The organism is Streptomyces sp. WAC 01529 (assembly GCF_003945545.1).
Taxonomy (GTDB): domain Bacteria; phylum Actinomycetota; class Actinomycetes; order Streptomycetales; family Streptomycetaceae; genus Streptomyces; species Streptomyces anatolicus.
The window spans coordinates 6,884,307-6,908,952 of sequence record NZ_CP029617.1; the positions used below are offsets into that span (position 1 = coordinate 6,884,307).

Sequence of the window (24,646 nt, forward strand, 5' to 3'; positions counted from 1 at the left end):
AGTGTCCGATTTGTTGAAGGGAGTACCGCCGTGCGGTCGATTCCCTTCTGTGAATGTTGTGAAGGAGCTGCCACCTCGCGGTGAAACCGCCTGCACGCAGCGGAGATGCGCCGTCACAACCTCACCTGACGGGCGCTTCATCGATTGGATGTGCGAGCTGCGAACGTGCTTTGATCCTGGCCCACGCGGAATTCGCCCCGCAGGTAAGGCGGATTCCGCTGGTTGGAAACACCTTTGCGACATTCATGAGAAGGGCAGCTCACACCATGAACAACACCCCGCAGGTCGAGACCCTCGAAATCTCCGACGCCGACCTCGACAACGTCTCCGGTGGCCTCGTCGCCCAGGTCGCGGGCAACGTCACCAGCACCGCCGACTCGATCGCCCCGGTCTCCGGCGTGGTCGCCGGTGTCGCCGGCACCGTCGAGAACGTCACCGGCGTGAACGTCGGCGCCGTCACGGGCCTGGCCTCCGGCCTGACCGCCGGTCTCTGAGCCTTCCGCTCACCGAGACACCGTGATCCCTGAGCCCCGGAGCCACTGGTTCCGGGGCTCACGGACGCCACGGGCAAGCCGTCGCGGGCCCAGTAGGTCAGGCGGGCCCAGCAGGCCCAGCGGGCCGAGCCGTCACAGGCCAACCGGGCCAAGCGGCCCCCGGCACAGTAAGGGAAGCGTTCCGTGCAGTTCCGCCAACAGGCCCTGTCCAAGCTGCAGTCGCCCGAGGAACTCGACCTGCCGGTGCGCTACGCCCGCCCCCAGGGCCTGCTCGTCCTCGCCGTCACCCTCGTCGTCATGGCCGCCGCGAGCGTCTGGGCCGTCACCGGCTCGGTCTCCTCGACCCTCAGGGCGCCCGGCATCCTCACGCACGGCCAGGGCAGTTACGTCCTCCAGAGCCCCGTCACCGGCCAGGTGACCCGCGTCCTCGCCGAGGAGGGCAAGCGCGTCGCCGCGGACGCTCCCGTGCTCGAAGTCCGTACGGACCGGGGCGACAGGGTCGTACGCGCCCTCGCCGCGGGCCGCGTGACCACACTCGTCGCGAAGATCGGCACCGTCGTCACCACCGGCGCCGACGTCGCGACCGTCGAGCGCGTGGCGGGCCCCGGGGATCCGCTTCTCGCCATGCTCTACGTGCCCGCCGACAGCGCGGCCACCGTCCCCGTCGGCGCCTCGGTGGACCTCACCGTCCAGTCCGTGCCCACCCAGGAGTACGGCACGCTGCGCGGTCGCGTGAAGGCGATCGGGAGGGCGGCGCAGACCCGGCAGAAGATCACCGGCTTCCTCGGCGACGAGGAGCTGGCCGGGCAGTTCACCAAGGACGGGCCGCCCGTGGCCGTCCTCGTGCGGCTCCAGAAGTCACCCCGCGCCACGTCCGGCTACACGTGGTCCACTTCCGGCGGCCCACCCTTCGCGCTCACCTCCATGACCCCGGCCACCGGCGCCCTCCACCTCGCCGAGCAGCGCCCGATCGATTGGCTGCTTCCGTGACCGCACCCCACACTTCCCCGGCCGCACCCCACACCCCCTCCCCGGCCGCACCCCACCCCTCCCCGGCACACCAGCAGCAGCTGCCACCCCCCGGCGGCCGCCGCAGGCACCGCCCCGAGCCGCCGAAGCGCGGCCGCCGCGCCGCACCGCGCCCCGCGGCGAAGGGCCGGCGCCCGAAGACCGTCCGCACGCCCACCGTCCTCCAGATGGAGGCCGTGGAGTGCGGCGCCGCCGCCCTCGCGATGGTCCTCGCCCACCACGGGCGGCACGTGCCCCTGGAGGAGCTGCGCATCGCGTGCGGCGTCTCCCGCGACGGCTCGCGGGCCAGCAACGTCCTGAAGGCGGCCCGCAGTTACGGCCTCACCGCCAAGGGCATGCAGATGGAGCCCGCCGCGCTCGCCGAGGTCAAGGCGCCCGCGATCCTCTTCTGGGAGTTCAACCACTACGTCGTCTACGACGGCATGGGGCGCCGCCTCGGCCGCCGGGGCGTCCACATCAACGACCCCGACAAGGGCCGCCGCTTCGTGCCCTCCGAGGAGTTCGACACGAGCTTCACCGGCGTCGTCCTCGTCCTCGAACCGGGGGCGGAGTTCCGGCCGGGAGGCCGCAGACCCGGCGTGATGAAGGCGCTCCCGGCGCGGCTGCGCGGCACCACGGGCACGATGCTCGCCGCCCTCCTCGCCAGCCTGCTGCTCGTCGCGGTGGGCGCCGCGCTGCCCGCGCTCAGCCGGACGTACATCGACCTGTTCCTGATAGGCCATCAGACCTCCCTCCTCGGCGCCCTGTTCGCGTCGATGGGCGCGATGGTGGCGCTCACCGTGGTGCTGACCTGGCTGCAGCAGGCGAACCTGCTGCGCGGCCGCATCATCTCCTCCACCCTCGGCAGCGCCCGCTTCTTCCGGCATCTGCTGCGCCTGCCCGTCACGTTCTACGCCCAGCGCAGCCCCGCCGACCTCGTGCAGCGCCTCGCCTCCAACGACGCGGTCGCCGAGACCCTGGCCCGCGATCTCACCGCGGCCGGGGTCGACGGAGTCGTCGTACTCCTCTACGCCGCCCTGCTGTGGACGTACGACCCGCAGCTCACCCTCGTCGGCGTCGGCATCGCGCTGCTGAACATCGTGGCGATGCGCGTCGTCATCCGGCTGCGCGCCACCGGCACCCAGAAGCTGCGCGCCGACAGCGCCAAGCTCACCAACACCTCCTACACCGGCCTTCAGTTGATCGAGACCATGAAGGCGACCGGCGGCGAGAACGGCTACTTCCGGCGCTGGGCGGGCCAGCACGCCACCACCCTGGAGGAGCAGCAGCGCCTCGGGGTGCCGAGCGCCTGGCTCGGTGTCGTCGCGCCGACGCTCGCGACCCTCAACAGCGCGCTGATCCTGTGGATCGGCGGCCTGCGCGCGGTCGAGGGACATCTGTCGATCGGCCTCCTCGTCGCCTTCCAGGCCCTCGTCACCCGCTTCACCGCGCCGATCACCCGCCTCAACGGCGTCGCGGGCCGCATCCAGGACTTCGCCGCCGACGTCGCCCGCCTCAAAGACGTCGAGAACTTCCCCGTCGACTCCCTCTACTCGCGCCCCGAGCCGGCCGCGAGCACCCGCCGCCTCAAGGGCCACGTCACCCTCGACGACATCACCTTCGGCTACAGCCCCCTCGACAAACCGCTCCTGACCGGCTTCTCCCTGTCGGTCGGCCCGGGGCAGCAGGTCGCGCTCGTCGGCGGCTCGGGCAGCGGCAAGTCGACCGTGTCCCGGCTGATCTCGGGGCTCTACAGCCCGTGGGAGGGCACGATCCGCATCGACGGGCAGCGCCTGGAGGACATCCCGCGCGGCGCGCTCGCCGCCTCCGTCTCCTTCGTCGACCAGGACGTGTTCCTCTTCGAGGGCACGATCCGCGACAACGTCGCCCTGTGGGACCCCTCCATCCCCGACGACGCCGTGATCGCCGCCCTTGAGGACGCCTGCCTGTACGAGGTCGTGGCCCGCAGGCCCGGCGGCATCCACGGCCGCGTCGAACAGGACGGCCGGAACTTCTCCGGCGGGCAGCGCCAGCGCCTGGAGATCGCCCGCGCCCTGGTCCGCCGTCCCAGCGTCCTCGTCCTCGACGAGGTGACCAGCGCCCTGGACGCCGAGACCGAACAGGTCATCATCGACAACCTGCGCCGCCGCGGCTGCGCCTGCGTCGTCATCGCCCACCGCCTGAGCACCGTGCGCGACAGCGACGAGATCGTCGTACTCGACCACGGGCAGGTCGTGGAGCGCGGCCGCCACGAGCACCTCGTCGCCGCCGGTGGGCCTTACGCCGACCTGGTCAAGGAGTACTGAGGTGACCCAGGAGCAGTACGTCCCCGCGCACGACACGGTCGCCGCCGCCTTCGGCGGGCTCGGCACGCCGGTCGACTGCGCGGGTCTGCGCAGCGTCCACCTGGAGGGCCCGCAGGTGCTGTGGCTCGTCGTGGCGGGCGCGCTCGACCTGTTCGCCGTCGACGCCGTGCAGCAGGGCCACTGGCACTTCCTCGGCCGCCTCGAACCGGGCACCCTCCTCCTCGGCCCCGTCGAAGGCCCCCAGCACACCCTCGTCGGCCGCCCCCTGGCGGGCTGCGAGCTGCGCCGCGTCCCGCTGCGCGAGCTGTACCGCCCCGACTACGGCGACGCCTGGGCGTACGAGCAGCAGTACCCCACGGCGTACGACACCCAGGACGCGGCCCTGAGCCTCCTTGAGCACGCCTTCGCACTCGGCATCGGGCGCGGCCACCGAGTCCTGTTCGAAGCCCCGCTCGACGGCCGCACCCTGGGCGAGGACCCCGACGGCGCCGTCACCGACGACGACATCCTCTGGATGCCGGTCGCGCCGGGCAGCGTGCGGTACGGCTCCGCCTACAGCGCCGAGGCCGCGGGCGATCTGCTCGTGGACCCCGCGATGTGGCAGCGCATGGTCAACCAGCAGTACCGACTGCTCGCCACGCTCGACCGCTGGATCGAACGCCTTGAGCGGGCCCACGAGGACCGCACGGCGGCCGGTATCAAGGCGGGCGAGAACGTCCGCGAGCAGGCCGACCGGACCCTCATCGCCTCCATCGGGCGCGCGGGCAGGGGCAGTTCACGCCGAGTCGGCGCGCGGGGCGGCGATGACGCCACGTACGCGGCCTGCCGTCTTGTCGCCGAGGCGGCGGGCATCACGCTGACCGGCCGGGCGGACGGCGGCGCGGTGAACGACCGGCTCGACCCGGTGGAGCGGATCGCGGTGGCCTCCCGGATCCGCACCCGCGCGGTGCGGCTCGACGGGCGCTGGTGGCGCGAGTACGCGGGCCCGCTGGTGGGGCACCGGGCCGCGAGCGGCGCGCCGGTCGCGTTGCTGTGGCGGCGCGGCGGCTACGAGTCGGTGCATGCCACCTCCGAGCGGCGCACCCGCGTCGACAAGACCAACGCGGACGAGTTCGAGCCGCAGGCCGTCATGTTCTACCGGCCGCTGCCCGAGCGGAGACTGACGCCGTGGCGGCTCTTCCGCTTCAGCCTGCGGGGCACCGCCGGCGATGTGCGCAACCTCGCGCTCGCCTCGCTCGTGACGGTCGCGATCGGTGCGCTGGTGCCGATCGCGACGGGGCAGGTGCTCGGCGTGTTTGTGCCGAACGCGGAGAAGAGCCTCATCGTCCAGGTCTCCGTCGCCGTCATGATCACCAGCATCGTCTCGGCGGCGTTCATGCTGCTCCAGAACCTCACCATCCTGCGGCTGGAGGGCCGCATGGAGAGCGCGCTCCAACCAGCCGTCTGGGACCGGCTTCTGCGGCTGCCCACCCGCTTCTTCACCTCCCGCTCCACCGGTGAACTGGCGAGCGCGGCCATGGGCGTCAGCGCCATTCGCCGGGTCCTTTCGGGCATCGGCCCCGTCGCCCTCCAGTCGAGCACGGTCGGCGCGATGAACCTCGTCCTGCTGCTGCTCTACAGCGTCCCCCTCGCCCTGGCCGCGCTGGCGATGCTCGCCGTCATCGCCACCGTCTTCCTCGCCCTCGGCCTGTGGGAACTGCGCTGGCAGCGGCGCCTGGTCGAGCTGGGCAACAAGCTCAACAACCAGGCCTTCCAGACCCTGCGCGGCCTGCCCAAACTCCGGGTGGCAGGCGCGGAGAGCTTCGCGTACGCGGCCTGGGCGGGGGAGTTCGCCCGCAGCCGCGAGCTGCAACAGCGGGCGGGCCGCGTCAAGAACGCCACGACGGTCCTGAACGCCGTCTACCTCCCCCTGTGCACGCTCGTCATGTTCATGCTCCTCGCGGGCCCGGCCCGCGGCAGCCTGACCGCGGGGGAGTTCCTCACCTTCAGCACCGCCGTGACGATGCTGCTCACCTCCGTCACCCAGCTCACCGGCGCGCTCATCTCGGCGGCCTCGGTGCTGCCGATGTTCGAGCAGATCAAGCCGGTCCTCGACGAGGCTCCGGAGGTGCGGGAGTCGAGCACTCAGCCGGGAGAGCTGCAGGGCGGTATCGAGGCCCGCGGCCTGTCCTTCCGCTACACCGACGACGGCCCCCTCGTCCTCGACGACGTGTCGCTGACCATCCGCCCGGGCGAGTTCGTCGCCGTCGTCGGCCCCAGCGGCTGCGGCAAGTCGACGCTGCTGCGCCTGCTCATCGGCTTCGACAGGCCGGTGGCGGGCAGTGTGCTCTACGACGGTCAGGACCTGGCCGCCCTCGACCAGTCGGCCGTACGCCGCCAGTGCGGGGTCGTCCTGCAGAACGCCCAGCCGCTCAGCGGCTCGATCCTGGACTGCATCCGCGGCGCGGAGTCGTTCACACAGGAGGAGGCGTGGGAGGCCGCCGCGATGGCGGGCCTCGCCGAGGACATCAAGCGGATGCCGATGGGCCTGCACACGATGATCTCCGGCGGCGGCGCGGTCTCGGGCGGGCAGCGCCAGCGGCTGATGATCGCCCAGGCCCTGATCCGCCGCCCGCGCGTCCTCTTCTTCGACGAGGCGACGAGCGCCCTGGACAACGAGACGCAGCGCACGGTCATCGACAGCACCCGCGCCCTCAACGCCACACGCGTCGTGATCGCCCACCGCCTCTCCACCGTCATGGACGCCGACCGGGTGGTCGTCATGGCGGAGGGCCGGATCGTGCAACAGGGCCCGCCCGCGCAGCTGTTGGCGGACACGTCCGGTCGCCTGCACGAACTGGTGCGCCGTCAGATGCGGTGACTCAGTCGTCCAGATGCGGTGACTCAGTCGTCGGGGAGGAGCCTGCCGTCCTCGTCCATCGTGGGATGCATCTTCATGGGGCCGTAGGAGTCCACGTCCGAGGGGCGGGGCGGCTCCGGGCCGTCGGGGCCGACGCGGACGAGCCGTTCGGTACGGCAGATGCGGTACAGGGAGTCGCCCACGCGCGCCTCGTTGGCGTGGCCCGCGGCCTTGAACTCCTCGGCGGCACGCGCGTGCGCCGCCCTCTCCTCGGCGTCGAACTGGTGCAGCAGCGGCCAGGACTCCGTCATCGCGTCGTACAGCATCCGGCGGGCGTCGTGCGGGGTGGGCATCAGCGTGGTCCGCGGCCGCCACCCCTTGTCGCGGCGCTCGGCCACGCCGAAGCCGACGGGCAGCAGGACGATGCCGGGGTGGGTATGGACGGCCCGCTCGGAGTCCCTGCGCACGTCGGCGGGGAACCGCGCGCCGGTGTAGGTGAACTGCCGCAGCCCCATCTTGAGGGCGCTCGACATGAGGCCCGGCGTGTCCTCGGTGGGGTCGAGGGCGAAACCGGGGTCCGTGGACGGGGCGTTGTGCCGCCCGGTCCACGAGCGGTCGGCCGGTTCCGGGTCCGTCGGCCGGGGCGGCTCCAGACCGTCGGCTCCCGTACGCGCGAACTCGTCGCCGCGCACCACGCGGTAGCGCACGCCGCGGACCTCCAGCTCGTTGACGGGCCGGCGTTCGAGGATCGCGACCGCCGCCAGCAGATCGCGGCGCTCGGCGGGGTCGTCGGTGTCGTCCTTGGCCTTGAACCACAGCAGCGAGTTGAGCGTGTCCCTCGCCTGCTGGGCCATGCCGTCCACGATCGGCCTCACCACCCGCCAGTGGGGCCCGGCCGCGGGATCCAGCGCGGCGATGCCGAAGACGGGCCCGCGGACCGCGAGGTGCGGATAGCGGTACGACGCGTCGACGGCGTCGGCCTCGGTCACCAGCTCGGCGGGATCGTCGCGCTGCACCAAACCGGCGTGGAGCTGGTCCAGTTGTCGCTTCCAGTCATCACCCATGCGCACATTGTGGTGGCCTCGAAGGGGTGAGCGGGCTCAAATGCCGCAAGTGACCCGGTGTCGCGGCGCGGTGATCACGGGGAGGGGTAGGCGGCGGAGGATCTCCGGGGCATTCTTGACGCCATGTTGAACAAGGCGAATGAGGGGCGTGCCCACGTGACCGCGGAGACCGGACTCTCGTACGCGCACGGCACCAGCGGCACCCCCCTCCTCGGGGACACCATCGGGCGGAACCTCGACCGGGCCGTCGCCGCCTGGCCCGAGCGGGACGCCCTCGTGGATGTCGCGGCGGGCACCCGGTGGACGTACGCCGAATTCGGCGCCGCCGTCGAGCGGTTGGCACGCGGGTTCCTCGGGTCGGGGGTCGGCAAGGGGGACCGTGTCGGAATCTGGGCGGTGAACTGCGCCGAGTGGGTGCTCGTGCAGTATGCCACCGCCCGCGTCGGCGCCATCATGGTGAACATCAACCCGGCCTACCGGGCGCACGAGCTGGAGTTCGTGCTCAAGCAGGCGGGTGTCTCCGTCCTGATCGCCTCACAAGCCCACAAGAGCAGCGACTACCGCGCGCTCGTCGACGAGGTGCGGCCTCGCTGCCCTGAACTGCGCGCCGTCCACTACATCGGCGACGGCTCGTGGGACGTACTGCTCGACGCGGCCGCCTCCGTCGGAGCGGATGAACTGGCCGTGCGGGAAGCGGGGTTGAGCTGCGACGACCCGGTCAACATCCAGTACACGTCGGGCACCACCGGCTTCCCCAAGGGGGCCACGCTCTCCCACCACAACATCCTCAACAACGGCTACTGGGTGGGCCGCACGGTCGGCTACACCGAGCAGGACCGGATCTGTCTGCCCGTGCCCTTCTACCACTGCTTCGGCATGGTGATGGGCAATCTGGGCGCCACCTCGCACGGCGCCTGCATCGTCATCCCGGCGCCGTCCTTCGACCCCGTCGCCACGCTCCACGCCGTCGAACGCGAGCGCTGCACCTCGCTCTACGGCGTGCCCACCATGTTCATCGCGGAGCTGAACCTCGCCGACTTCGCGACGTACGACCTGAGTTCGCTGCGCACCGGCATCATGGCGGGCTCGCCCTGCCCGGTCGAGGTGATGAAGCGGGTGGTCGCCGAGATGCACATGGAGGAGGTCTCCATCTGCTACGGCATGACCGAGACCTCACCCGTCTCCACGCAGACGCGCCGCGACGACGACCTGGAGCGCCGCACGGGCACCGTCGGCCGCGTCCTGCCGCACATCGAGGTGAAGATCGTCGACCCGGCGACCGGCGCGACCCTGCCGCGCGGCGCCTCCGGGGAGCTTTGCACGCGCGGCTACGGCGTCATGCTCGGCTACTGGAACGAGCCCGAGCGCACCGCCGAGGTCATCGACTCCGGGCGGTGGATGCACACGGGCGACCTCGCGGTCATGCGCGAGGACGGTTACGTGCAGATCGTCGGCCGCATCAAGGACATGATCATCAGGGGCGGCGAGAACATCTACCCCCGCGAGATCGAGGAGTTCCTGTACGCCCACCCGAAGATCGCCGACGTCCAGGTGGTGGGCGTCCCCGACGAGCGGTACGGCGAGACGCCGCTGGCCTGCGTGATCCTGCGGAGCCCCGACGACGTACTGACACTGGAGGAGCTACAGGCGTACTGCAAGGGGAAGCTGGCCCACTACAAGGTCCCGGCCGCGCTGCGGATCCTGGACTCCTTCCCGATGACGGTCTCGGGCAAGGTACGCAAGATCGAACTCAGGGAGCGGTACGGGGAGTGACGCCCGCCGCGAGGGCGCGGTGCATGCAGAGGCGGGGCCACCGGTCGAGACCCAGCTCCGCCTCGTGCGCGCGGATCTCTCTGAGGGCGGGGGTGAGTTCGGCGTCCGTGAGCGGGCGGAAGCCGATGCGGGCGTAGTACGGGGCGTTCCACGGCACGTCCGCGAACGTCGTCAGGGTGAGGGCGGTCCGGCCCTCCGCGCGGGCCCGCTCCGCGAGGTGCTCGATCAGCGCGCGGCCGACGCGGCGGCGGGCGGCGCTGGGGTGCACAGTGATCTGCTCGATGTGCTCGGTGCGCTCGGTGTGCTCGGTGGGCTCGCTGAGTACGTACGCGACCGGGGCGTCGTCACCGTCGGTGGCGACCCATGCCCGGCCCGCCCGGCGGAAACGCTCCAACTCCGCTGTCGTGGGCGGTTCGTCGTCCGCGACGGCGTCCATGCCGAGGGCGCGGAAGGCTTCGCCCGCGGCGCGTTCGATCTCCTGGAGGGCGGGGAGTTCGGCGGCGGTGGCGGGGCGGATCGGGAGGGGAGTCGGCAGGGGGGCGAGCGAGGGCATGGGCCGAGTATGCCCCGGCGAAATCCGGTTGTGCCGACGCGGGTCACCGGGGATCGTGTGCCGGTGATCCAGAGAGCGACGGGACGTGGTGGGCGGGCCCCGGTGAAGTCGAGCGCGGGTGCCGTCGACCCGCCCGGGCTCGGGCGCGGCATGGTGTTGCTGCTCGCCGTCGTGTGCGGGGTGGCCGTCGGCAACGTCTACTTCCCGCAGGCCGTCAGCCCGTTGGTCGCCGAGGGGCTGGGCGTGTCCGCCGACACCGCCACGCTGGTGGTGACGGCCGTCCAGTTCGGCTACGCGGCCGGCATCTTCCTCCTCGTACCGCTCGGCGACCGCGTCCCGTACCGGCCGCTCATCGTCTCGCTGCTCTCGCTCGCCGGGCTCGGCCTGCTCGGCGCGGGACTCGCGCCGGGGCTCGTGCCGCTGCTCGCGGCGAGCGCCCTCGTCGGCGTCACCACCGTGATCGCCCCGATCCTCGCGCCCATGGCGGCGGGGCTCGTACCGGCGGACCGGCGCGGCGCCGTCACCGGCACCCTGCTCAGCGGGTCGATCGGCGGCATGCTCCTGTCCCGCGCCTTCGGCGGGGCCCTCGGCGAGTGGCTGGGCTGGCGCGCCCCGTATCTGACGACGGCGACCCTCGCCCTGCTCCTCGCGCTCGTCCTCTCCCGCGCGCTGCCGAGGACCACCGCGCCTTCCCGGCAGAGCTACCCCGCGCTGCTCGGCGCGTCCCTACGCCTGCTGCGCACCGAGCCGGAGCTGCGGCGCTCCGGCTTCTACCAGGCGATGCTCTTCGGCGGGTTCTCCGCGCTGTGGACGGGCGTCGCGCTCCTGCTGACCGGTCCCGCGTACGGGCTCGGGGCCTCGGCGGTCGGCCTGCTTGCCCTGGTCAACGCCGGGACCATGATCTGTACGCCGGTCGCGGGGCGCCAGGTGGACCGGCGGGGGCCCGACGCGGTCAACCTGGCCGCCATGCTCGCGGTGCTCGCCGCGGCCGCCTTCCTGCTGCTCGGGGGCGTCGGCGGCGCGGTCGGGCTCACCGCGCTGGCGGTGGGGTCGCTGCTGCTCGACGTCGCGATGCAGTCGGGCATGGTCGCCAACCAGGTACGGATCTTCGCGCTGAGCGACGAGGCGCGCTCACGGCTCAACACGGCGTACATGACGTGCGCCTACCTCGGCGGAAGCGTCGGTTCCTGGCTGGGGGCGCGGGCCCATGGCGTCTTCGGCTGGCCGGGGGTCTGCGGGCTCGTGGCGGTGCTGGCCGCGCTGGCCCTCGTACGGCATCTGCTGCATCTGAGGACCGTGGCGCGGGGCCCTGCCTGAGGACCGCGCCGCCGAGGGGGTGGTCAGCGGACTCCGTGCGGGCGGAACTGGACGCTGATGCGGCCGCCCGTGGCGCGGGTCGATTTGGGGACGGCGTGTTCCCAGGTCCGCTGGCAGGAGCCGCCCATCACGATCAGGTCACCGTGCCCGAGGGGGTGGCGGACCGTCCCGCCGCCGCGGCGCGGGCGGAGCAGCAGGTCGCGGGGGGCGCCCACGGAGAGGATGGCGACCATCGTGTTCTCGCGGGCGCCACGGCCGACGCGGTCGCCGTGCCACGCCACGCTGTCGCGTCCGTCGCGGTAGTGGCACAGGCCGGCCGTCGTGAACTCCTCGCCGAGTTCGGCGGCGTAGTACGCGGACAGGGCGCGGCGGGCCTCGTCGAGCACGGGGTGGGGCAGGGGTTCACCGGCGCGGTAGAAGGCGAGCAGGCGCGGTACGTCCACGACCCTCTCGTACATCTGCCGGCGCTCGGCCTGCCAGGGGACGTCCGCGGCGAGACGTTCGAACAGGGCGTCGGCGCCGGTGAGCCAGCCCGGCAGGAGGTCGATCCACGCCCCGTCGCCGAGGACCGTCCTGCGGATCCCCTGCAGGGGGCGTAGGTCGGGGTCCTCGCTCTGATCGAAGAGTGACCCTTGGAGCTGGTGCCGTGCCATGGGTCCAGGGTACTCCTCACTCGAACAGGTGTGCCAATTCCTGTGCGGGCTGTCGGCGGGGGCCGCCTCAGGCGCCGGTCGCGATGAGTTCGTGCGCGGCGGTGTTGACCGGCCGGGGCGTGCCGGTGAGGTCCAGGGTGAACAGCGGCACGCCGAGCGCGTCCGCGCGGGAGCGGGCCTCGTCCGTGTATCCGGCGAGGGAGAAGAAGGCGCAGGTGACGGGGGTGTCACCGGCCCCGGCCAGGGCGGTGAGCCACAGGCACTCGATGTCGCGCGGCGTGGTGCGGCGCAGCCCGGGGTCGACCTGGGCCAGCATCCCGCGCGCGGTGATCCGCGCCCCGGAGGGCGGGCGCCGGGCGGCACTACGGGTATCGGGAAACCCGAGCCACCGCAGATACAGCGCGGCCACGGTGACGGCGTCCCGGGCATCCCGGATGGCGACGGGCCGGAAGGCGGGCCGGGGGCGGGGGGCGGTACGGGAAGAGGGGAGCGCCGTCGGAGGCCCGCCGGGCGGCGGGGGCCCGTCCAGAGCCGGAGGCTCCCCCGGCGCCGCCGAGGGCGGGCCCAGCGCGGACGGATGACTGCCTGGCGGCGGGGCGTCGCCGGGGATCGGCGGGACTCTGCCGGGCGAGGGAGACCCGGCCGGGGTCGGCGGGCCCCCGCCCGGAGTCGGCGCAGGCCCGCCCACTGTCGGCGGCGCCTCACCCGACGAGGGCGAGCCGCCGGGGATCGGCGGGCCTCCGCCCGACGAGGGGGGTCCACCCGGCGTCAGCGGCACCTCGCTCGGAATCGGCGCGGAACTGGATGGCCTCGGCGCAGGCCCGCCCGCCGTCGGCGGCATCCCACCCGGCGAGGAAGGCCCGCCGGGTTTCGGCCGGAACTCGCCCCGCGAGGAAGATCCGCCCGAGGTCGGTGGCGTCTCGCCGGGAATCGGTGCGGATCTGTCCGGGGCGGGTGGCGCCCCGCCCGGAATCGGTGCGGATCCACCCTGCCTCGGCGCAGGCCCACCCACCGTCGGCGGCACTCCGCCCGGCGAGGCAGGCCCGCCGGGTTTCGGCCGGAACTCGCCCCGCGAGGGAGGCCCGCCCGAGGTCGGTGGTGCCCCGCCCGGAGCCGGGGCGGACCCGTCCGGGGCCGGTGGCGCCCCACCGGAAGCCGGCACAGACCCGCCCGCCGCCCGCGCCGACCCTCCCGCGGCCCGAGGGAACCCGTCCGCGCCCCGAGGGAAGCCGTCCGCGTCCCGAGGGAAGCCGTCCGCGCCCCGAGGAAAGCCGTCCGGAGCCGGAAGGGGAGCGTCACCCGGCGGTGCCGGGGTGCTGGGCGCTGGGGTTACCGGGACTCGCAGGACCGCCCCGCAGTCGCAGTCCAGTTCCGGCTGTGGCCACTGGCACCGGCGCCCGCAGGCCCAGCAGCGGACCGTGACCCACTCGTCCGCCCAGCTGCGGTCCGTGACCGGCGTCGCGGGCGCGCCGCGTGCCACCGGCGCCGTCACGGGGGCGCCGCACGCGCAGGGCAGGGGCGGGGGAGCGTACAGATGCCGCCGCAGACAGTCCGGGCACCGGACCGGTACACCGCCACCGCAGTCCGTCATCTCGCCACCGCCCGCCGCACCACCGTGCCGTCGCGCTCACCGGGGCGTGGCGTCACATGACCCTCGCCCCTCGCGCCGTCTCCCGCCATCCTCCACCCGACCGGCGCCCGGCGAAGGCAAGTTGACGCAAACCCGAGGGGCCCGCCCAGGGGTGGCCCGGGACGGGCCGGTTCGCGGAGGTCTCTTGACGGTGTCCGGCACCCGCCCTTACATTGCTTCCATATAGCAGAACATCTTTTCCATAATGCGGAAACACGAGCTCGCCGCGGGGCGCGACGGGAGCCGGATCCGCCAGCCGCATCCAGCCGTATCCAGCCGTATCCGGCAGCCGAAAAGCAGTCGAAGCACTCGAAGCTGTCGAAGCAGTCGAAGCAGGAGAACCCCATGGCTCGTATGACCGCTGCCCGCGCGGCAGTTGAGATCCTCAAGCGCGAGGGCGTCGTCAACGCGTTCGGCGTGCCGGGCGCCGCGATCAACCCCTTCTACAAGGCGCTCAAGGAGGGCGGTGGCATCGACCACACCCTCGCGCGCCACGTCGAGGGCGCCTCGCACATGGCCGAGGGCTACACCCGCACCACCCCGGGCAACATCGGCGTCTGCATCGGCACGTCGGGCCCCGCCGGCACGGACATGATCACCGGTCTGTACTCCGCCACCGGCGACTCGATCCCGATCCTCTGCATCACCGGCCAGGCGCCCACGCACCTCCTGCACAAGGAGGACTTCCAGGCGGTCGACATCGCGACGATCGCCAAGCCGGTCACGAAGATGGCCGTCACCGTCCTGGAGGCCGCCCAGGTCCCCGGCATCTTCCAGCAGGCCTTCCACCTGATGCGCTCGGGCCGCCCGGGCCCGGTCCTCATCGACCTGCCCATCGACGTGCAGCAGACCGAGATCGAGTTCGACCCGGACACGTACGAGCCGCTGCCGGTCTACAAGCCGTCCGCGACCCGCGCCCAGATCGAGAAGGCCATCGGCTTCCTCCTGGAGTCCGAGCGCCCGCTGATCGTCGCGGGCGGCGGCATCATCAACGCCGACGCCTCCGACCTCCTGGTCGAGTTCGCCGAGATCACCAACACGCCGGTCGTGCCCACCCTGATGGGCTGGGGCACCATCCCCGACGACCACGACCTGAACGCCGGCATGGTCGGCCAGCAGACCGGCCACCGCTACGGCAACGCCACGTTCCTGGAGTCGGACTTCGTCCTCGGCATCGGCAACCGCTGGGCCAACCGCCACACCGGCTACAAGCTGGACGTGTACACCGAGGGCCGTAAGTTCGTGCACGTCGACATCGAGCCGACCCAGATCGGCAAGATCTTCGCGCCGGACTACGGCATCGCCTCGGACGCCAAGGCCGCCCTCGAACTCTTCGTCGAGGTCGCCAAGGAGCTGAAGGCCGCGGGCAAGCTGCCCGACCGCTCGGAGTGGGTCGCCTCCCACCTGGAGCGCAAGTCCACGCTCCAGCGCCGCACGCACTTCGACAACGTCCCCATGAAGCCGCAGCGCGTCTACGAGGAGATGAACAAGGCCTTCGGCCCCGAGACGCGGTACGTCACCACGATCGGCCTCTCGCAGATCGCGGGCGCCCAGATGCTGCACGTCTACCGGCCGCGGCACTGGATCAACTGCGGCCAGGCGGGCCCGCTCGGCTGGACCATCCCGGCCGCGCTCGGCGTCGCGAAGGCCGACCCGCAGAGCCCGGTCGTGGCGCTCTCCGGTGACTACGACTTCCAGTTCATGATCGAGGAACTGGCGGTCGGCGCGCAGCACCGCATCCCGTACGTCCACGTCCTGGTCAACAACGCCTACCTGGGCCTGATCCGCCAGGCGCAGATCGGCCTGGACATCAACTTCCAGGTCAACCTGGAGTTCGAGAACCAGAACTCCCCGGAGCTCGGCGTCTACGGCGTGGACCACGTCAAGGTCGCCGAGGGCCTGGGCTGCAAGGCGATCCGCGTCACCGAGCCCGACGATCTGCTGCCCGCCTTCGAGCAGGCCAAGAAGCTCGCGGCGGAGCACCGGGTGCCGGTGGTCGTCGAGGCGATCCTGGAGCGCATCACGAACATCTCGATGAGCCCGACGGCCGACATCAGCGCGGTCAAGGAGTTCGAGGAGCTGGCGACGGAACCGGGCCACGCGCCGACGGCGATCCGCTCGCTGCAGGTCTGACCACTTCCCATCACGCCGACAGGGGCGGCTCACCCGAGAGGGTGGGCCGCCCCTTGGCGATGCCCTTACGGATCTTCTTACAGGGGCACACGTGTTCCCGTAGCGTGGCCGGATGGACTCGCTCGATGGCCTGAAGGTCATGACCTGCACGGATGAACCCCAGCTGGCGGCCTGGCTGGAAGAGCACCACGACAGCCCGCCGGGTGTCTGGGTGAAGCTCGCCAAGAAGGGGTCGGGGGTGGCATCGGTGACGGCCGCGGAGGTCAACGACGCGGCGCTCTGCTACGGCTGGATCACCGGCCACCGCAAGGCGTACGACGACGTGCACTACCTCCAGAAGATCACCCGCCGCCGCCCGCGCAGCCTGTGGTCGAAGGTGAACATCGACCGCGTCGCGGAACTGACCGCCGAGGGCCGCATGCGCGAACCGGGACTCGCCGAGGTCGAAGCGGCGCGGGCGGACGGCCGCTGGGCGGCGGCGTACGAGTCGCAGCGCAACGCCACGGTGCCGGACGACCTGACCGCCGCGCTCGCGGCGAGACCGGCGGCGCGCGAGACGTTCGACGGCCTCACCAAGTCCCAGCGTTACGTGGTCCTGCACCGCCTGATGACGGCGAAGACCCCGGCGACGCGCGCCGCGCGCCTCGAACGGATGCTGGCGAAGCTGGAGTCGGGCGAAGCGGTCCGCTGACGCCGGCCGGTGCGGCGGCGCATCCCGGGCCGCCGCGGCACGCGAAAGAGCGCCGGGGTACGGGACCGTCCGTACCCCGGCGCTCTCGCGTTCCCGCCGTGGGATGTGGAGTTGTTGCCGTCCGACGGCGCGCGACTGGCGGAACATGCGTACGCGCTGCCGGACGGAGTGTGGGGCGTCCCGAAAGGGACGGGACCCGCGGCGGCTGCGACGGACCACCGGTCTCCCTCCCTCAGGTCGAGAAGGAGCCGCCGGACCTTGACCACCGCACTGGCTCGCAGAGCCGCCGCGGACCGTGCCCGCCCGCACCCGTCACGTACCACCCCTCATCCGGGTCCGTGACAGCGGTGCGGACTCAGCGCCGGTGGGTCGACCTCCCGTCAACTCACCGGCGCAGCCTGGGTTGTGACGCTCGCTCAGTCCTCGCGCAGGGCACGGACGGCCTCCTCGACGCGCTTGCCGTAGTCGGCGTCGGCGGCGTGGAAGTGGGCGAGGTTCTTCTCGATGACGTCGTCGCGGGAGACCTGGGAGAGGCCGCCGGCGATGTTCGCCACCAGACGCGCCTTCTCGTCCTCCGACATCAGGCGGTACAACTCGCCCGCCTGGAAGAAGTCGTCGTCCTTGGTGTGCGTCGGCGCGGCGTGCGTGCCCGTGTACCCGGCGACCGCGAGCGGCGCGGAGAGCGGCTGACCGGTCTCGGCGGGGCCGTCGTACGAGTTGGGCTCGTAGTTCTTGCGGTCGCGGCCGTAGGCGTTGGACGCCATCAGGCCGTCGCGGCCGTAGTTGTCGGCCTTCGCCGCCTTGGGGGCGTTGACCGCGAGCTGGGTGTGGTTGACGCCCAGGCGGTAGCGGTGCGCGTCCGCGTAGGCGAACAGGCGGCCCTGGAGCATCTTGTCCGGCGAGGGGCCGATGCCCGGCACGAAGTTGTTCGGGGAGAACGCGGCCTGCTCGACCTCCGCGAAGACGTTGTCCGGGTTGCGGTCGAGGACCAGGCGGCCCACGCGCTGGAGCGGGTAGTCCTTGTGCGGCCACACCTTGGTGAGGTCGAACGGGTTGAAGCGGTAGTCCGCCGCCTCGGACGCGGGCATGATCTGCACGTGCAGCGTCCAGGAGGGGTTGACGCCCCGCTCGATCGCCTGGAGCAGGTCGGTCTGGTGCGAGTTCGGGTCCTTGCCCGCGATCTCGGCGGCCTGCTCGCTGGAGAGGGAGCGGATGCCCTGGTTCGTCTTGAAGTGGTACTTGACGAAGAAGGCCTCGCCCTTGGCGTTCGTCCACTGGTAGGTGTGCGAGCCGTAGCCGTTCATGTGGCGGTACGAGGCCGGGATGCCGCGGTCGCCCATCAGCCAGGTGATCTGGTGCGTGGCCTCGGGGGAGTGCGCCCAGAAGTCCCAGACGTTGTCCGGCTCCTGCTTGCCCGTGAAGGGGTCGCGCTTCTGGGAGTGGATGAAGTCGGGGAACTTGATCGGGTCCTTGATGAAGAACACCGGGGTGTTGTTGCCGACGAGGTCGTAGTTGCCCTCTTCGGTGTAGAACTTCAGCGCGAAACCGCGCGGGTCACGGACCGCGTCCGCGCCGCCGAGGTTGTCGGCCACGGTCGAGAAGCGCAGGAAGACCTCGGTGCGCTTGCCGACCTCACCGAGGAAGTCCGCGTGCGTGAAGCCGGTGACGTCGTCGGTCACCTCGAAGTAGCCGTACGCGCCCGAGCCGCGGGCGTGCACCACGCGCTCCGGGATGCGCTCGCGGTTGAAGCGGGCCAGCTTCTCGAGGAGGTGCTGGTCCTGGAGCAGGATCGGGCCACCGACGCCGGCGGTGGCGGAGTTCTGATTGTCGGCGACCGGGGCGCCGGACTCGGTCGTAAGCACGCGCTTCGACATGGTGACCTTCCGTGCTGTGACTGCTGAGGTGCTCGGAGCGTAAGGAGCCCTGAACTGCTACGTCAACAGTTTGTTGAATTTGAGGTTGTGGTTCCGGGCCGCGGCGGCGCCTGGGCGCGACAGGACAGGTGTCAGCGCCGCCACGGCCCGGAAGTTCATGAGGAGCTGTTACAGCTCGGCGCCCGAGAGCCGCTCGACGGAGCGCAGCAGGGCGGAGTGGTCGAGGCCGCCGTCGCCCTGCGCGCGCAGCGAGGCGACGAGCTGGGCGACGACCGCGCCGACGGGCAGGGCGGCGCCCACGTTGCGGGCGGCGTCGGTGACGATGCCCATGTCCTTGTGGTGCAGGTCGATCCGGAAGCCGGGCTTGAAGTCCCGGTTCAGGAAGTTGTCCTTCTTGCGGGTCAGCACGGTGGAGCCGGCGAGGCCGCCGTTCAGGACGTCGAGCGCGGCCGTCAGGTCCACGCCGGACTTCTCCAGGAAGACCACGGCCTCGGCGCACGCCTGGATGTTGACGGCGACGATGAGCTGGTTGGCGGCCTTCACGGTCTGGCCGGAGCCGTGCGGACCGCAGAGCACGATGGTCTTGCCGAGGGCTTCGAGCAGCGGCTTGGCCTCGTCGAAGTCGGCCTGCTCACCGCCGACCATGATGGAGAGGACCGCCTCGATGGCACCCGCCTCGCCACCGGAGACCGGGGCGTCCAGGACGCGCAGGCCCTTCTCCTTGGCGGCCTTGGCCAGGTCCACGGAGGTCTGCGGCGTGATCGACGACATGTCGACGATCAGGGCGCCGGACCGCGCGTTCTCCAGGATGCCGTCAGGACCGTACGCGATGGCCTCGACCTGCGGGGAGGCGGGCACCATCGTGACGATCACGTCGGCGTCCTTGACGGCCTCCGCGATGGACTTCGCGGCGGTGCCGCCGGCGGCCGAGAGCCGGTCCAGCTTGTCCTGCTCCAGGGTGAAGCCGGTGACGGAGTAACCCGCCTTGATCAGGTTCTCGGACATGGGGGAGCCCATGATGCCGAGTCCGATCCACGCGATCTTCGGGAGGTTGCTCATGAGGTGCCTTTCTGACTGCGGTACTACGTCGTTCCTGCGGCGAGGTTCTGACGCGGAGTGACGGGTGGGTGGGTGGGAGGCATCCGCCGTGAAGCGGCGGGCTAGTTCGCCCCGGACAGCCAGCCGAAGGACTCCTCGCTGGGCCGGTCCCCGGCCTTGTACTCCAGGCCGACCCACCCCTCGTAACCCGCGTCCCGCAGCTGATCGAGCAACGCCTCCAGAGGCAGGGACCCCGTCCCGGGCGCCCCCCGCCCGGGGTTGTCCGCGATCTGCACATGCCCGGTCTTCGCGGCGTACCGCGAGATGACTGAGGGCAAGTCCTCCCCGTTCATGGACAGGTGGTACAGGTCCATGAGGAACTTCGCGTTACCGAGCCCGGTCGCGGCGTTCACCTTGTCGACGATCTCGATCGCCTTGGGCGCGCTCACGATCGGGCAGAGCGGCGACTCGGGCTTGTTCAGCGCCTCGATGAGCAGCACCGCGCCCACACGAGAGGCCTCGCGGGCCGCCAACACAAGGTTCTCCAGGGCGAGTTCGTCCTGGACGGCCGGGTCCACGCCGTCGACCCGGTTGCCGTACAGCGCGTTGAGCGCCTTGCAGCCGAGCGACGCGGCGAAGTCCGCCGCGACCGCGAGGTTCGCGCGGAACTTCTCGCTCTCCTCGCCGGGGATCGACAGGGCGCCGCGGTCGGGACCGGGCAGCTGCCCGGCGTAGAAGTTCAGACCCACCAGCTGCACGCCCGCGTCCTCGATCGCCTTCTTCAGGGCGTCGAGCTCGGACTGCTCGGGGGTGGGGGCGTCGACCCAGGGCCACCACAGCTCGACCGCGCCGAAGCCTGCCTTCGCGGCGGCCGCGGGGCGCTCCAGGGGCGGGAGCTCGGTGAAGAGGATCGACAGGTTCACATTGAAGCGCTGGTCGGAGTATCCCATGGGGCTTCCGCGCTCCTTCCGTATTGCGGAAGTTCATTTCTGCTTGATGGAAGACTGCCTCCGATCTGCGGAAGCTGTCAAGAGGGGGCTGCCGAAAAATCCCGACCCGGCAGTAGGTTGGCCGCGTGCGATTGAGAGTGGAGTTCACGACCGAACCGTTCGACCTCGACGAGGCCCCGGCGCATGCGCTGGTGGCCCGCGAGGTCATCCAGGGGGCCCCGCTGGACGCGGTGGATGTAGGCCCCTTCGGCAATACGGCCGAGGGCGACGTCGACGCCGTGCTGACCGCCGTCGACGCGATGCTGCGCCAGTCCCTGGGGGCGGGAGCCACCCGCGTCTCCCTCCAGGTCAACGTGATCGGCGAGCCGGGCGCCCCGGGCGGACCCGGCCAACCGGGTGAACCGGGGGAGCCGCGGCAGTCGGGGGAGGCGGATAAGTGACCGGCTTCGGGGACGACCCCTTCGTCACCGCGGTCAAGCCGCTGGTGGACGCCATGGGCGGCCGGCTGATGCCGCCGGACCAGGCGGGGACCGACGACGTGGTCCTGTCCTGGGAGGGCGAGGACGTGGTGGCCGTACGGCTGCCGCAGCTCGCCGACTCCCTGGACCACATCCTGCTCGCCCTGGAGCGCAAGCAGGGCCGCCCCCTCGCGGAACTCGACCGCAAGGCGAAACAGGAGGTCGTGCGGATACTGGAAGCGAGAGGTGCCTTCTCCGTCCGCCACGGCGTGGAGACGGTGGCCGCCGCGCTCGGGGTGAGTCGCTTTACGGTGTACAACTACCTGAACCGCTCCACCTGAGCGGGGCGGCGCCACCCGTCCTCGCCCAGCCCCCAGAAGGCCGCTCTCCGTTAACCGGAGGGCGGCCTTTGTTACTCGAAGTTTTCAACAAAGTGTTGACGTGGTGTTTCGGCTGGCGTTAGCTATCCGCAGCCCGACCCGCACAAGGCCACGGAGGTACCCGTGACTTCGAGTACGACCCTGGGCCTCGCCCGGTTCAACGCCTCCACGGAGCCCGTGGCCACCGCCGCGCTCCACGAGGCCTGCGCCTCTTCGGCGTGGGGGAGCAGACTGCTCGCCCAGCGCCCCTACGCCACCGTCGAGGACCTCTTCGCCGCGAGCGACGCCGCCATGGCCGAGCTGACCGCGGACGATCTGGGCGAGGCGATGGCGGGACACCCGCCGATCGGCCGCCCGAAGCCGGGGGACCCGACCTCGTCCCGCGAGCAGCGGGGCATGGCGGGCGCCTCCGAGGAGCTGAAGGCCGAGATGCTCGAACTGAACCTGGCGTACCAGGAGAAGTTCGGCCACGTCTTCCTGATCTGCGCGACCGGCCGCACCGGCGAGCAGATGCGGGACGCGGTCAAGGAACGGATCGGCAACTCGCCCGAGCAGGAGCGGGAGATCGTCCGCACCGAACTTGGCAAGATCAACCGCATCCGCCTGACCCGCCTCGTCGAAGACTGGGAAGAGGAAGAGACCGCATGAGCACGGAAACGACCGCGTCGGTGTCCACGCACATCCTGGACACCAGCGTCGGACGCCCCGCGGAGGGCGTCGCCATCTCCCTGTCCGCCCGCAGCGGCCCGGACGCGGAGTGGAAGCCGCTCGGCGGCAGCGCGACCGACGCGGACGGGCGCTGCAAGGACCTGCCGGCGCTGCCGGAAGGCGTCACCCACGTACGCCTCGACTTCGAGACCGAGGCGTACTTCCTGACCAAGAACAACCAGCAAGCCGAGGCGCAGCAGGACGCCCCCGCGAATCGGGACAGCGGTGCGAGCGGCGTGTTCTTCCCGGAGGTGGCGATCACGTTCGCCGTCACGCCGGGCGAGCACTACCACGTACCGCTGCTGCTCAACCCGTTCGGCTACTCCGTTTACCGAGGGAGCTAGCAGACATGCCCACCATTCTGGGACAGAACCAGTACGGCAAGGCTGAGAACCGGGTCGTAAAGATCACGCGGGACGGCGACACCCATCACATCAAGGACCTGAACGTCTCCGTCGCCCTCTCCGGCGACCTGGACGACGTCCACTACAACGGCTCGAACGCCAACTGCCTGCCGACGGACACGACGAAGAACACCTGCTTCGCGTTCGCCAAGGAGTACGGCATCGAGTCGGCCGAGCAGTACGGCATCCACCTCGCCCGGCACTTCGTGGACAGCCAGCCCTCGATCCACCGCGCGCGGATCCGCATCGAGGAGTACTCCTGGGAGCGCATCGGCGGCTCCGACAGCAACGCCAAGTTCATCGGCGCCGACGAGGTCAAGCACTCCTTCGTCCGTAAGGGGCAGGAGACGCGGCTGGCGCAGATCACGTACGACGGCGAGAAGTTCGAGGTCCTGTCGGGCCTGAAGGACCTCACCGTGATGAACTCCACGAACTCCGAGTTCTGGGGTTACATCAAGGACAAGTACACGACGCTGCAAGAGGATTACGACCGCATCCTCGCCACCTCCCTTTCCACGTGGTGGCGGCACAACTGGACCAGCGACGAGCAGCGCATGCCCAGCTGGGAGCGGAGCTACGAGCAGGCGAAGAAGCACATCCTGCACGCCTTCGTGGAGACCTACTCGCTCTCCCTCCAGCAGACGCTGTACCAGATGGGTTCGCGGGTCATCAACAACCGCAGCGAGATCGACGAGATCCGCTTCTCCGCGCCCAACAAGCACCACTTCCGCCAGGACCTCTCGCCCTTCGGCCTCGACAACGAAGCCAAGGACGGGGCCGTCTACTACGCCGCCGACCGTCCCTACGGCCTCATCGAGGCCACCATCCTGCGGGACGGCGTCGAGCCGAAGATCCCGGTCGACATGACCAACCTCTGACGCGGGACGCGCGCCCCCTCCTCCCCGCAGTGGGAGGGGGCGCGCCACACCGGAGGGAACAGCAATGGCACAGCCTGCAAAGGGGCCGGCAGAAGGCCCGTGTTCCACCCCACCCGTAGGTGACGAAGGATCAACTCCCGACTGTCACCCGGTGGATGAGAAGCTCCACCCCTCGCGGCTCGTCCCCGCCGCGCTCCAGCACATCGCCGCCATGTACGCGGGTGTCGTCACCCCCCCGCTCATCATCGGCCAGGCCTGCGGCCTGGACACCGTGGCCCAGACCCGGCTCATCGCCGCCGGGCTGCTCATCGCCGGGCTCGCCACCATCCTGCAAACGCTCGGCGTCAAGGGCTTCGTCGGCAACCGCCTGCCCTTCGTCAACGCCGCGTCCTCGGCGGGCATCGCGCCGATCCTCGCCATCGCCGAGACCAACGCCAAGGGCGAGCAACTCCCCGCGATCTACGGCGCGGTGATGGTCGCGGGCGTCTTCTGCCTCGTGATCGGCCCCTTCTTCGGCAGGCTCCTGCGCTTCTTCCCGCCGCTGGTCACCGGCGTCGTCATCACCCTCATCGGCGTCACGCTGATGCCCGTACCCGTCAAGTGGGCGCAAGGCGGCGACGAGACGCACCCGGACTTCGGCGACATGAGGTACCTCGCGCTCGCCGCCTTCACACTCGTCGTCATCCTCATGTTCCAGCGCTTCGGGCGCGGCTTCCTCAAGCAAGTCGCCCTGCTGGCGGGCATGTTCATCGGCACGCTGGCCGCGATCCCGTTCGGGATGGCCGACTTCACCTCCGTGCAGTCGGCGCCGCTGGCCGCGCTGCCCACGCCGTTCGCCGCGGGCGCCCCCGTCTTCCAGCCCGCCGCGATCCTCTCGCTCTGCATCGTCATGCTGGTCCTGATGACCGAATCGGCGGCCGGGATGCTCGCCCTCGGTGAGATCTGCGAGCGAAAGACCGACGGGAAGACCATCACCCGCGGCCTGCGCACCGACGGCATCGCCACGCTCGTGGGACCCGTCTTCGGCGGCTTCCCGACCTCCGCCTTCGCGCAGAACGTCGGCGTCGTCTCGCTCACCCGGGTCCGCAGCCGCTACGTCGTCGCCGTCGCGGGCGCCACGCTCCTCGTCCTCGGCGCCTTCCCCGTGCTCGGCGCGGTCGTCAACGTGGTCCCCATGCCGGTCCTCGGCGGCGCGGGCATCGTCCTCTTCGGCTCCATCGCGGTCAGCGGCATCCGTACGCTCTCCGAGGCGGGCCTGGACGACAGCTCCAACATCATCCTCGTGGCCGTGTCGCTCGGCGCGGGCATCATCCCGCTCGCCGCGCCCACCTTCTACGCGGACTTCCCCGCCTGGGCGCAGACCGTCCTCGGCTCCGGCATCAGCGCCGGCGCGCTCGTCGCGGTCTCGCTCAACCTGTTCTTCCACCATCTCGGCACCCGCGGCAGCGCCCAGGGCGCGGCCGCGGCACTCAAATCTCCCTAGGGTCATGCCGTG

Annotated in this window: 20 protein-coding genes and 2 pseudogenes; 14 read left to right on the forward strand and 8 right to left on the reverse strand. The window is 71.2% G+C overall.

Annotated elements, in window-relative coordinates; all coding sequences use genetic code 11:
* The first annotated feature begins 266 nt into the window (after window positions 1-266).
* The 4 genes from DMA15_RS30710 to DMA15_RS30725 all read left to right on the forward strand — a co-directional run bounded on the left by DMA15_RS30710 (window position 267) and on the right by DMA15_RS30725 (window position 6,668).
* On the forward strand, window positions 267-494 hold the full coding sequence (locus DMA15_RS30710; RefSeq protein WP_125518110.1) for a type A2 lantipeptide: 228 nt from the start codon (window positions 267-269) through the stop codon (window positions 492-494).
* 183 nt (window positions 495-677) lie between these two features.
* On the forward strand, window positions 678-1,484 hold the full coding sequence (locus tag DMA15_RS30715) for an HlyD family efflux transporter periplasmic adaptor subunit (protein WP_125515957.1): 807 nt from the start codon (window positions 678-680) through the stop codon (window positions 1,482-1,484).
* An 80-nt stretch (window positions 1,485-1,564) separates the two neighbouring features.
* A complete protein-coding gene (locus tag DMA15_RS30720; protein ID WP_125518111.1) occupies window positions 1,565-3,808 on the forward strand; it encodes an NHLP family bacteriocin export ABC transporter peptidase/permease/ATPase subunit in 2,244 nt (747 codons plus the stop codon).
* Window position 3,809: 1 nt separating this feature from the next.
* Entirely contained in the window at window positions 3,810-6,668 is a 2,859-nt protein-coding gene (locus DMA15_RS30725; protein ID WP_125515958.1) for an NHLP bacteriocin export ABC transporter permease/ATPase subunit, read from the forward strand.
* A gap of 23 nt (window positions 6,669-6,691) precedes the next feature.
* Here DMA15_RS30725 and DMA15_RS30730 read toward each other — a convergent pair whose 3' ends face one another.
* The gene (locus DMA15_RS30730; RefSeq protein ID WP_125515959.1) at window positions 6,692-7,711 is read right to left on the reverse strand and encodes a DUF5954 family protein; all 1,020 of its coding nucleotides are present in this window, start codon (window positions 7,709-7,711) and stop codon (window positions 6,692-6,694) included.
* A gap of 123 nt (window positions 7,712-7,834) precedes the next feature.
* Between DMA15_RS30730 and DMA15_RS30735 the strand changes: the two genes are divergently transcribed.
* The gene (locus tag DMA15_RS30735; RefSeq protein WP_125515960.1) at window positions 7,835-9,484 is read left to right on the forward strand and encodes an AMP-binding protein; all 1,650 of its coding nucleotides are present in this window, start codon (window positions 7,835-7,837) and stop codon (window positions 9,482-9,484) included.
* Here DMA15_RS30735 and DMA15_RS30740 read toward each other — a convergent pair.
* Window positions 9,462-10,037, reverse strand: a complete 576-nt coding sequence (locus DMA15_RS30740) for a GNAT family N-acetyltransferase (protein WP_125515961.1) — start codon at window positions 10,035-10,037, stop codon at window positions 9,462-9,464. The two genes, DMA15_RS30735 and DMA15_RS30740, sit on opposite strands and share 23 nt — an antisense overlap.
* A gap of 150 nt (window positions 10,038-10,187) precedes the next feature.
* Between DMA15_RS30740 and DMA15_RS30745 the strand changes: the two genes are divergently transcribed.
* On the forward strand, window positions 10,188-11,354 hold the full coding sequence (locus tag DMA15_RS30745; protein ID WP_125518112.1) for an MFS transporter: 1,167 nt from the start codon (window positions 10,188-10,190) through the stop codon (window positions 11,352-11,354).
* Between the two features lie 23 nt (window positions 11,355-11,377).
* Here the strand turns inward: DMA15_RS30745 and DMA15_RS30750 are convergent, their stop codons facing one another.
* From DMA15_RS30750 to DMA15_RS37720, 3 genes and pseudogenes are all read right to left on the reverse strand, one after another.
* On the reverse strand, window positions 11,378-12,007 hold the full coding sequence (locus tag DMA15_RS30750; RefSeq protein ID WP_125518113.1) for an alpha-ketoglutarate-dependent dioxygenase AlkB: 630 nt from the start codon (window positions 12,005-12,007) through the stop codon (window positions 11,378-11,380).
* Window positions 12,008-12,074: 67 nt separating this feature from the next.
* Window positions 12,075-12,473: pseudogene (locus tag DMA15_RS36855) on the reverse strand (hypothetical protein); the annotation flags it as partial.
* 858 nt (window positions 12,474-13,331) lie between these two features.
* Window positions 13,332-13,598, reverse strand: a pseudogene (locus DMA15_RS37720) (hypothetical protein); the annotation flags it as partial.
* Between the two features lie 393 nt (window positions 13,599-13,991).
* On the opposite strand from DMA15_RS37720, the gene gcl reads away from it, so the two are divergent.
* On the forward strand, window positions 13,992-15,770 hold the full coding sequence (gene gcl, locus DMA15_RS30755) for a glyoxylate carboligase (RefSeq protein ID WP_164551968.1): 1,779 nt from the start codon (window positions 13,992-13,994) through the stop codon (window positions 15,768-15,770).
* A 112-nt stretch (window positions 15,771-15,882) separates the two neighbouring features.
* A complete protein-coding gene (locus DMA15_RS30760; RefSeq protein ID WP_125515963.1) occupies window positions 15,883-16,461 on the forward strand; it encodes a YdeI/OmpD-associated family protein in 579 nt (192 codons plus the stop codon).
* A 416-nt stretch (window positions 16,462-16,877) separates the two neighbouring features.
* Here the strand turns inward: DMA15_RS30760 and DMA15_RS30765 are convergent, their stop codons facing one another.
* The 3 genes from DMA15_RS30765 to DMA15_RS30775 form a co-directional block, all read right to left on the reverse strand.
* Window positions 16,878-18,335, reverse strand: a complete 1,458-nt coding sequence (locus tag DMA15_RS30765; protein WP_125515964.1) for a catalase — start codon at window positions 18,333-18,335, stop codon at window positions 16,878-16,880.
* A gap of 168 nt (window positions 18,336-18,503) precedes the next feature.
* Window positions 18,504-19,394, reverse strand: coding sequence for a 2-hydroxy-3-oxopropionate reductase (locus DMA15_RS30770; protein ID WP_125515965.1), 891 nt, complete (start codon window positions 19,392-19,394; stop codon window positions 18,504-18,506).
* A gap of 101 nt (window positions 19,395-19,495) precedes the next feature.
* The gene (locus DMA15_RS30775) at window positions 19,496-20,323 is read right to left on the reverse strand and encodes a TIM barrel protein (RefSeq protein ID WP_125515966.1); all 828 of its coding nucleotides are present in this window, start codon (window positions 20,321-20,323) and stop codon (window positions 19,496-19,498) included.
* Window positions 20,324-20,448: 125 nt separating this feature from the next.
* On the opposite strand from DMA15_RS30775, the gene DMA15_RS30780 reads away from it, so the two are divergent.
* From DMA15_RS30780 to DMA15_RS30805, 6 genes are all read left to right on the forward strand, one after another.
* Window positions 20,449-20,763, forward strand: a complete 315-nt coding sequence (locus DMA15_RS30780; protein WP_240660038.1) for a thiamine-binding protein — start codon at window positions 20,449-20,451, stop codon at window positions 20,761-20,763.
* Entirely contained in the window at window positions 20,760-21,122 is a 363-nt protein-coding gene (locus DMA15_RS30785) for a helix-turn-helix domain-containing protein (RefSeq protein ID WP_125515967.1), read from the forward strand. The genes DMA15_RS30780 and DMA15_RS30785 overlap by 4 nt, the downstream gene beginning before the upstream one ends.
* Window positions 21,123-21,284: 162 nt before the next feature.
* A complete protein-coding gene (uraD, locus tag DMA15_RS30790; RefSeq protein ID WP_125515968.1) occupies window positions 21,285-21,809 on the forward strand; it encodes a 2-oxo-4-hydroxy-4-carboxy-5-ureidoimidazoline decarboxylase in 525 nt (174 codons plus the stop codon).
* Window positions 21,806-22,213, forward strand: coding sequence for a hydroxyisourate hydrolase (gene uraH / locus DMA15_RS30795; RefSeq protein ID WP_125515969.1), 408 nt, complete (start codon window positions 21,806-21,808; stop codon window positions 22,211-22,213). The genes uraD and uraH overlap by 4 nt, the downstream gene beginning before the upstream one ends.
* A gap of 5 nt (window positions 22,214-22,218) precedes the next feature.
* Entirely contained in the window at window positions 22,219-23,151 is a 933-nt protein-coding gene (gene pucL / locus DMA15_RS30800; protein ID WP_125515970.1) for a factor-independent urate hydroxylase, read from the forward strand.
* Between the two features lie 64 nt (window positions 23,152-23,215).
* Window positions 23,216-24,634 carry a nucleobase:cation symporter-2 family protein gene (locus DMA15_RS30805; RefSeq protein WP_125515971.1) on the forward strand — a complete coding sequence of 473 codons (1,419 nt, stop codon included), beginning with the start codon at window positions 23,216-23,218 and terminating at the stop codon, window positions 24,632-24,634.
* Window positions 24,635-24,646: the final 12 nt, after the last annotated feature.

Excerpts from the sequence above, each read along its gene's own strand:
- gcl (WP_164551968.1), top strand. The coding sequence starts at position 13,992 with ATGACCGCTGCCCGCGCGGCAGTTGAGATCCTCAAGCGCGAGGGCGTC.
- DMA15_RS30735 (WP_125515960.1), top strand. The coding sequence starts at position 7,835 with ATGTTGAACAAGGCGAATGAGGGGCGTGCCCACGTGACCGCGGAGACC.
- DMA15_RS30775 (WP_125515966.1), bottom strand. The coding sequence starts at position 20,323 with ATGGGATACTCCGACCAGCGCTTCAATGTGAACCTGTCGATCCTCTTC.
- uraH (WP_125515969.1), top strand. The coding sequence starts at position 21,806 with ATGAGCACGGAAACGACCGCGTCGGTGTCCACGCACATCCTGGACACC.
- DMA15_RS30805 (WP_125515971.1), top strand. The coding sequence starts at position 23,216 with ATGGCACAGCCTGCAAAGGGGCCGGCAGAAGGCCCGTGTTCCACCCCA.
- DMA15_RS30760 (WP_125515963.1), top strand. The coding sequence starts at position 15,883 with ATGGACTCGCTCGATGGCCTGAAGGTCATGACCTGCACGGATGAACCC.
- pucL (WP_125515970.1), top strand. The coding sequence starts at position 22,219 with ATGCCCACCATTCTGGGACAGAACCAGTACGGCAAGGCTGAGAACCGG.
- DMA15_RS30740 (WP_125515961.1), bottom strand. The coding sequence starts at position 10,037 with ATGCCCTCGCTCGCCCCCCTGCCGACTCCCCTCCCGATCCGCCCCGCC.
- DMA15_RS30750 (WP_125518113.1), bottom strand. The coding sequence starts at position 12,007 with ATGGCACGGCACCAGCTCCAAGGGTCACTCTTCGATCAGAGCGAGGAC.
- DMA15_RS30745 (WP_125518112.1), top strand. The coding sequence starts at position 10,188 with ATGGTGTTGCTGCTCGCCGTCGTGTGCGGGGTGGCCGTCGGCAACGTC.
- DMA15_RS30710 (WP_125518110.1), top strand. The coding sequence starts at position 267 with ATGAACAACACCCCGCAGGTCGAGACCCTCGAAATCTCCGACGCCGAC.
- DMA15_RS30765 (WP_125515964.1), bottom strand. The coding sequence starts at position 18,335 with ATGTCGAAGCGCGTGCTTACGACCGAGTCCGGCGCCCCGGTCGCCGAC.
- DMA15_RS30730 (WP_125515959.1), bottom strand. The coding sequence starts at position 7,711 with ATGGGTGATGACTGGAAGCGACAACTGGACCAGCTCCACGCCGGTTTG.
- DMA15_RS30770 (WP_125515965.1), bottom strand. The coding sequence starts at position 19,394 with ATGAGCAACCTCCCGAAGATCGCGTGGATCGGACTCGGCATCATGGGC.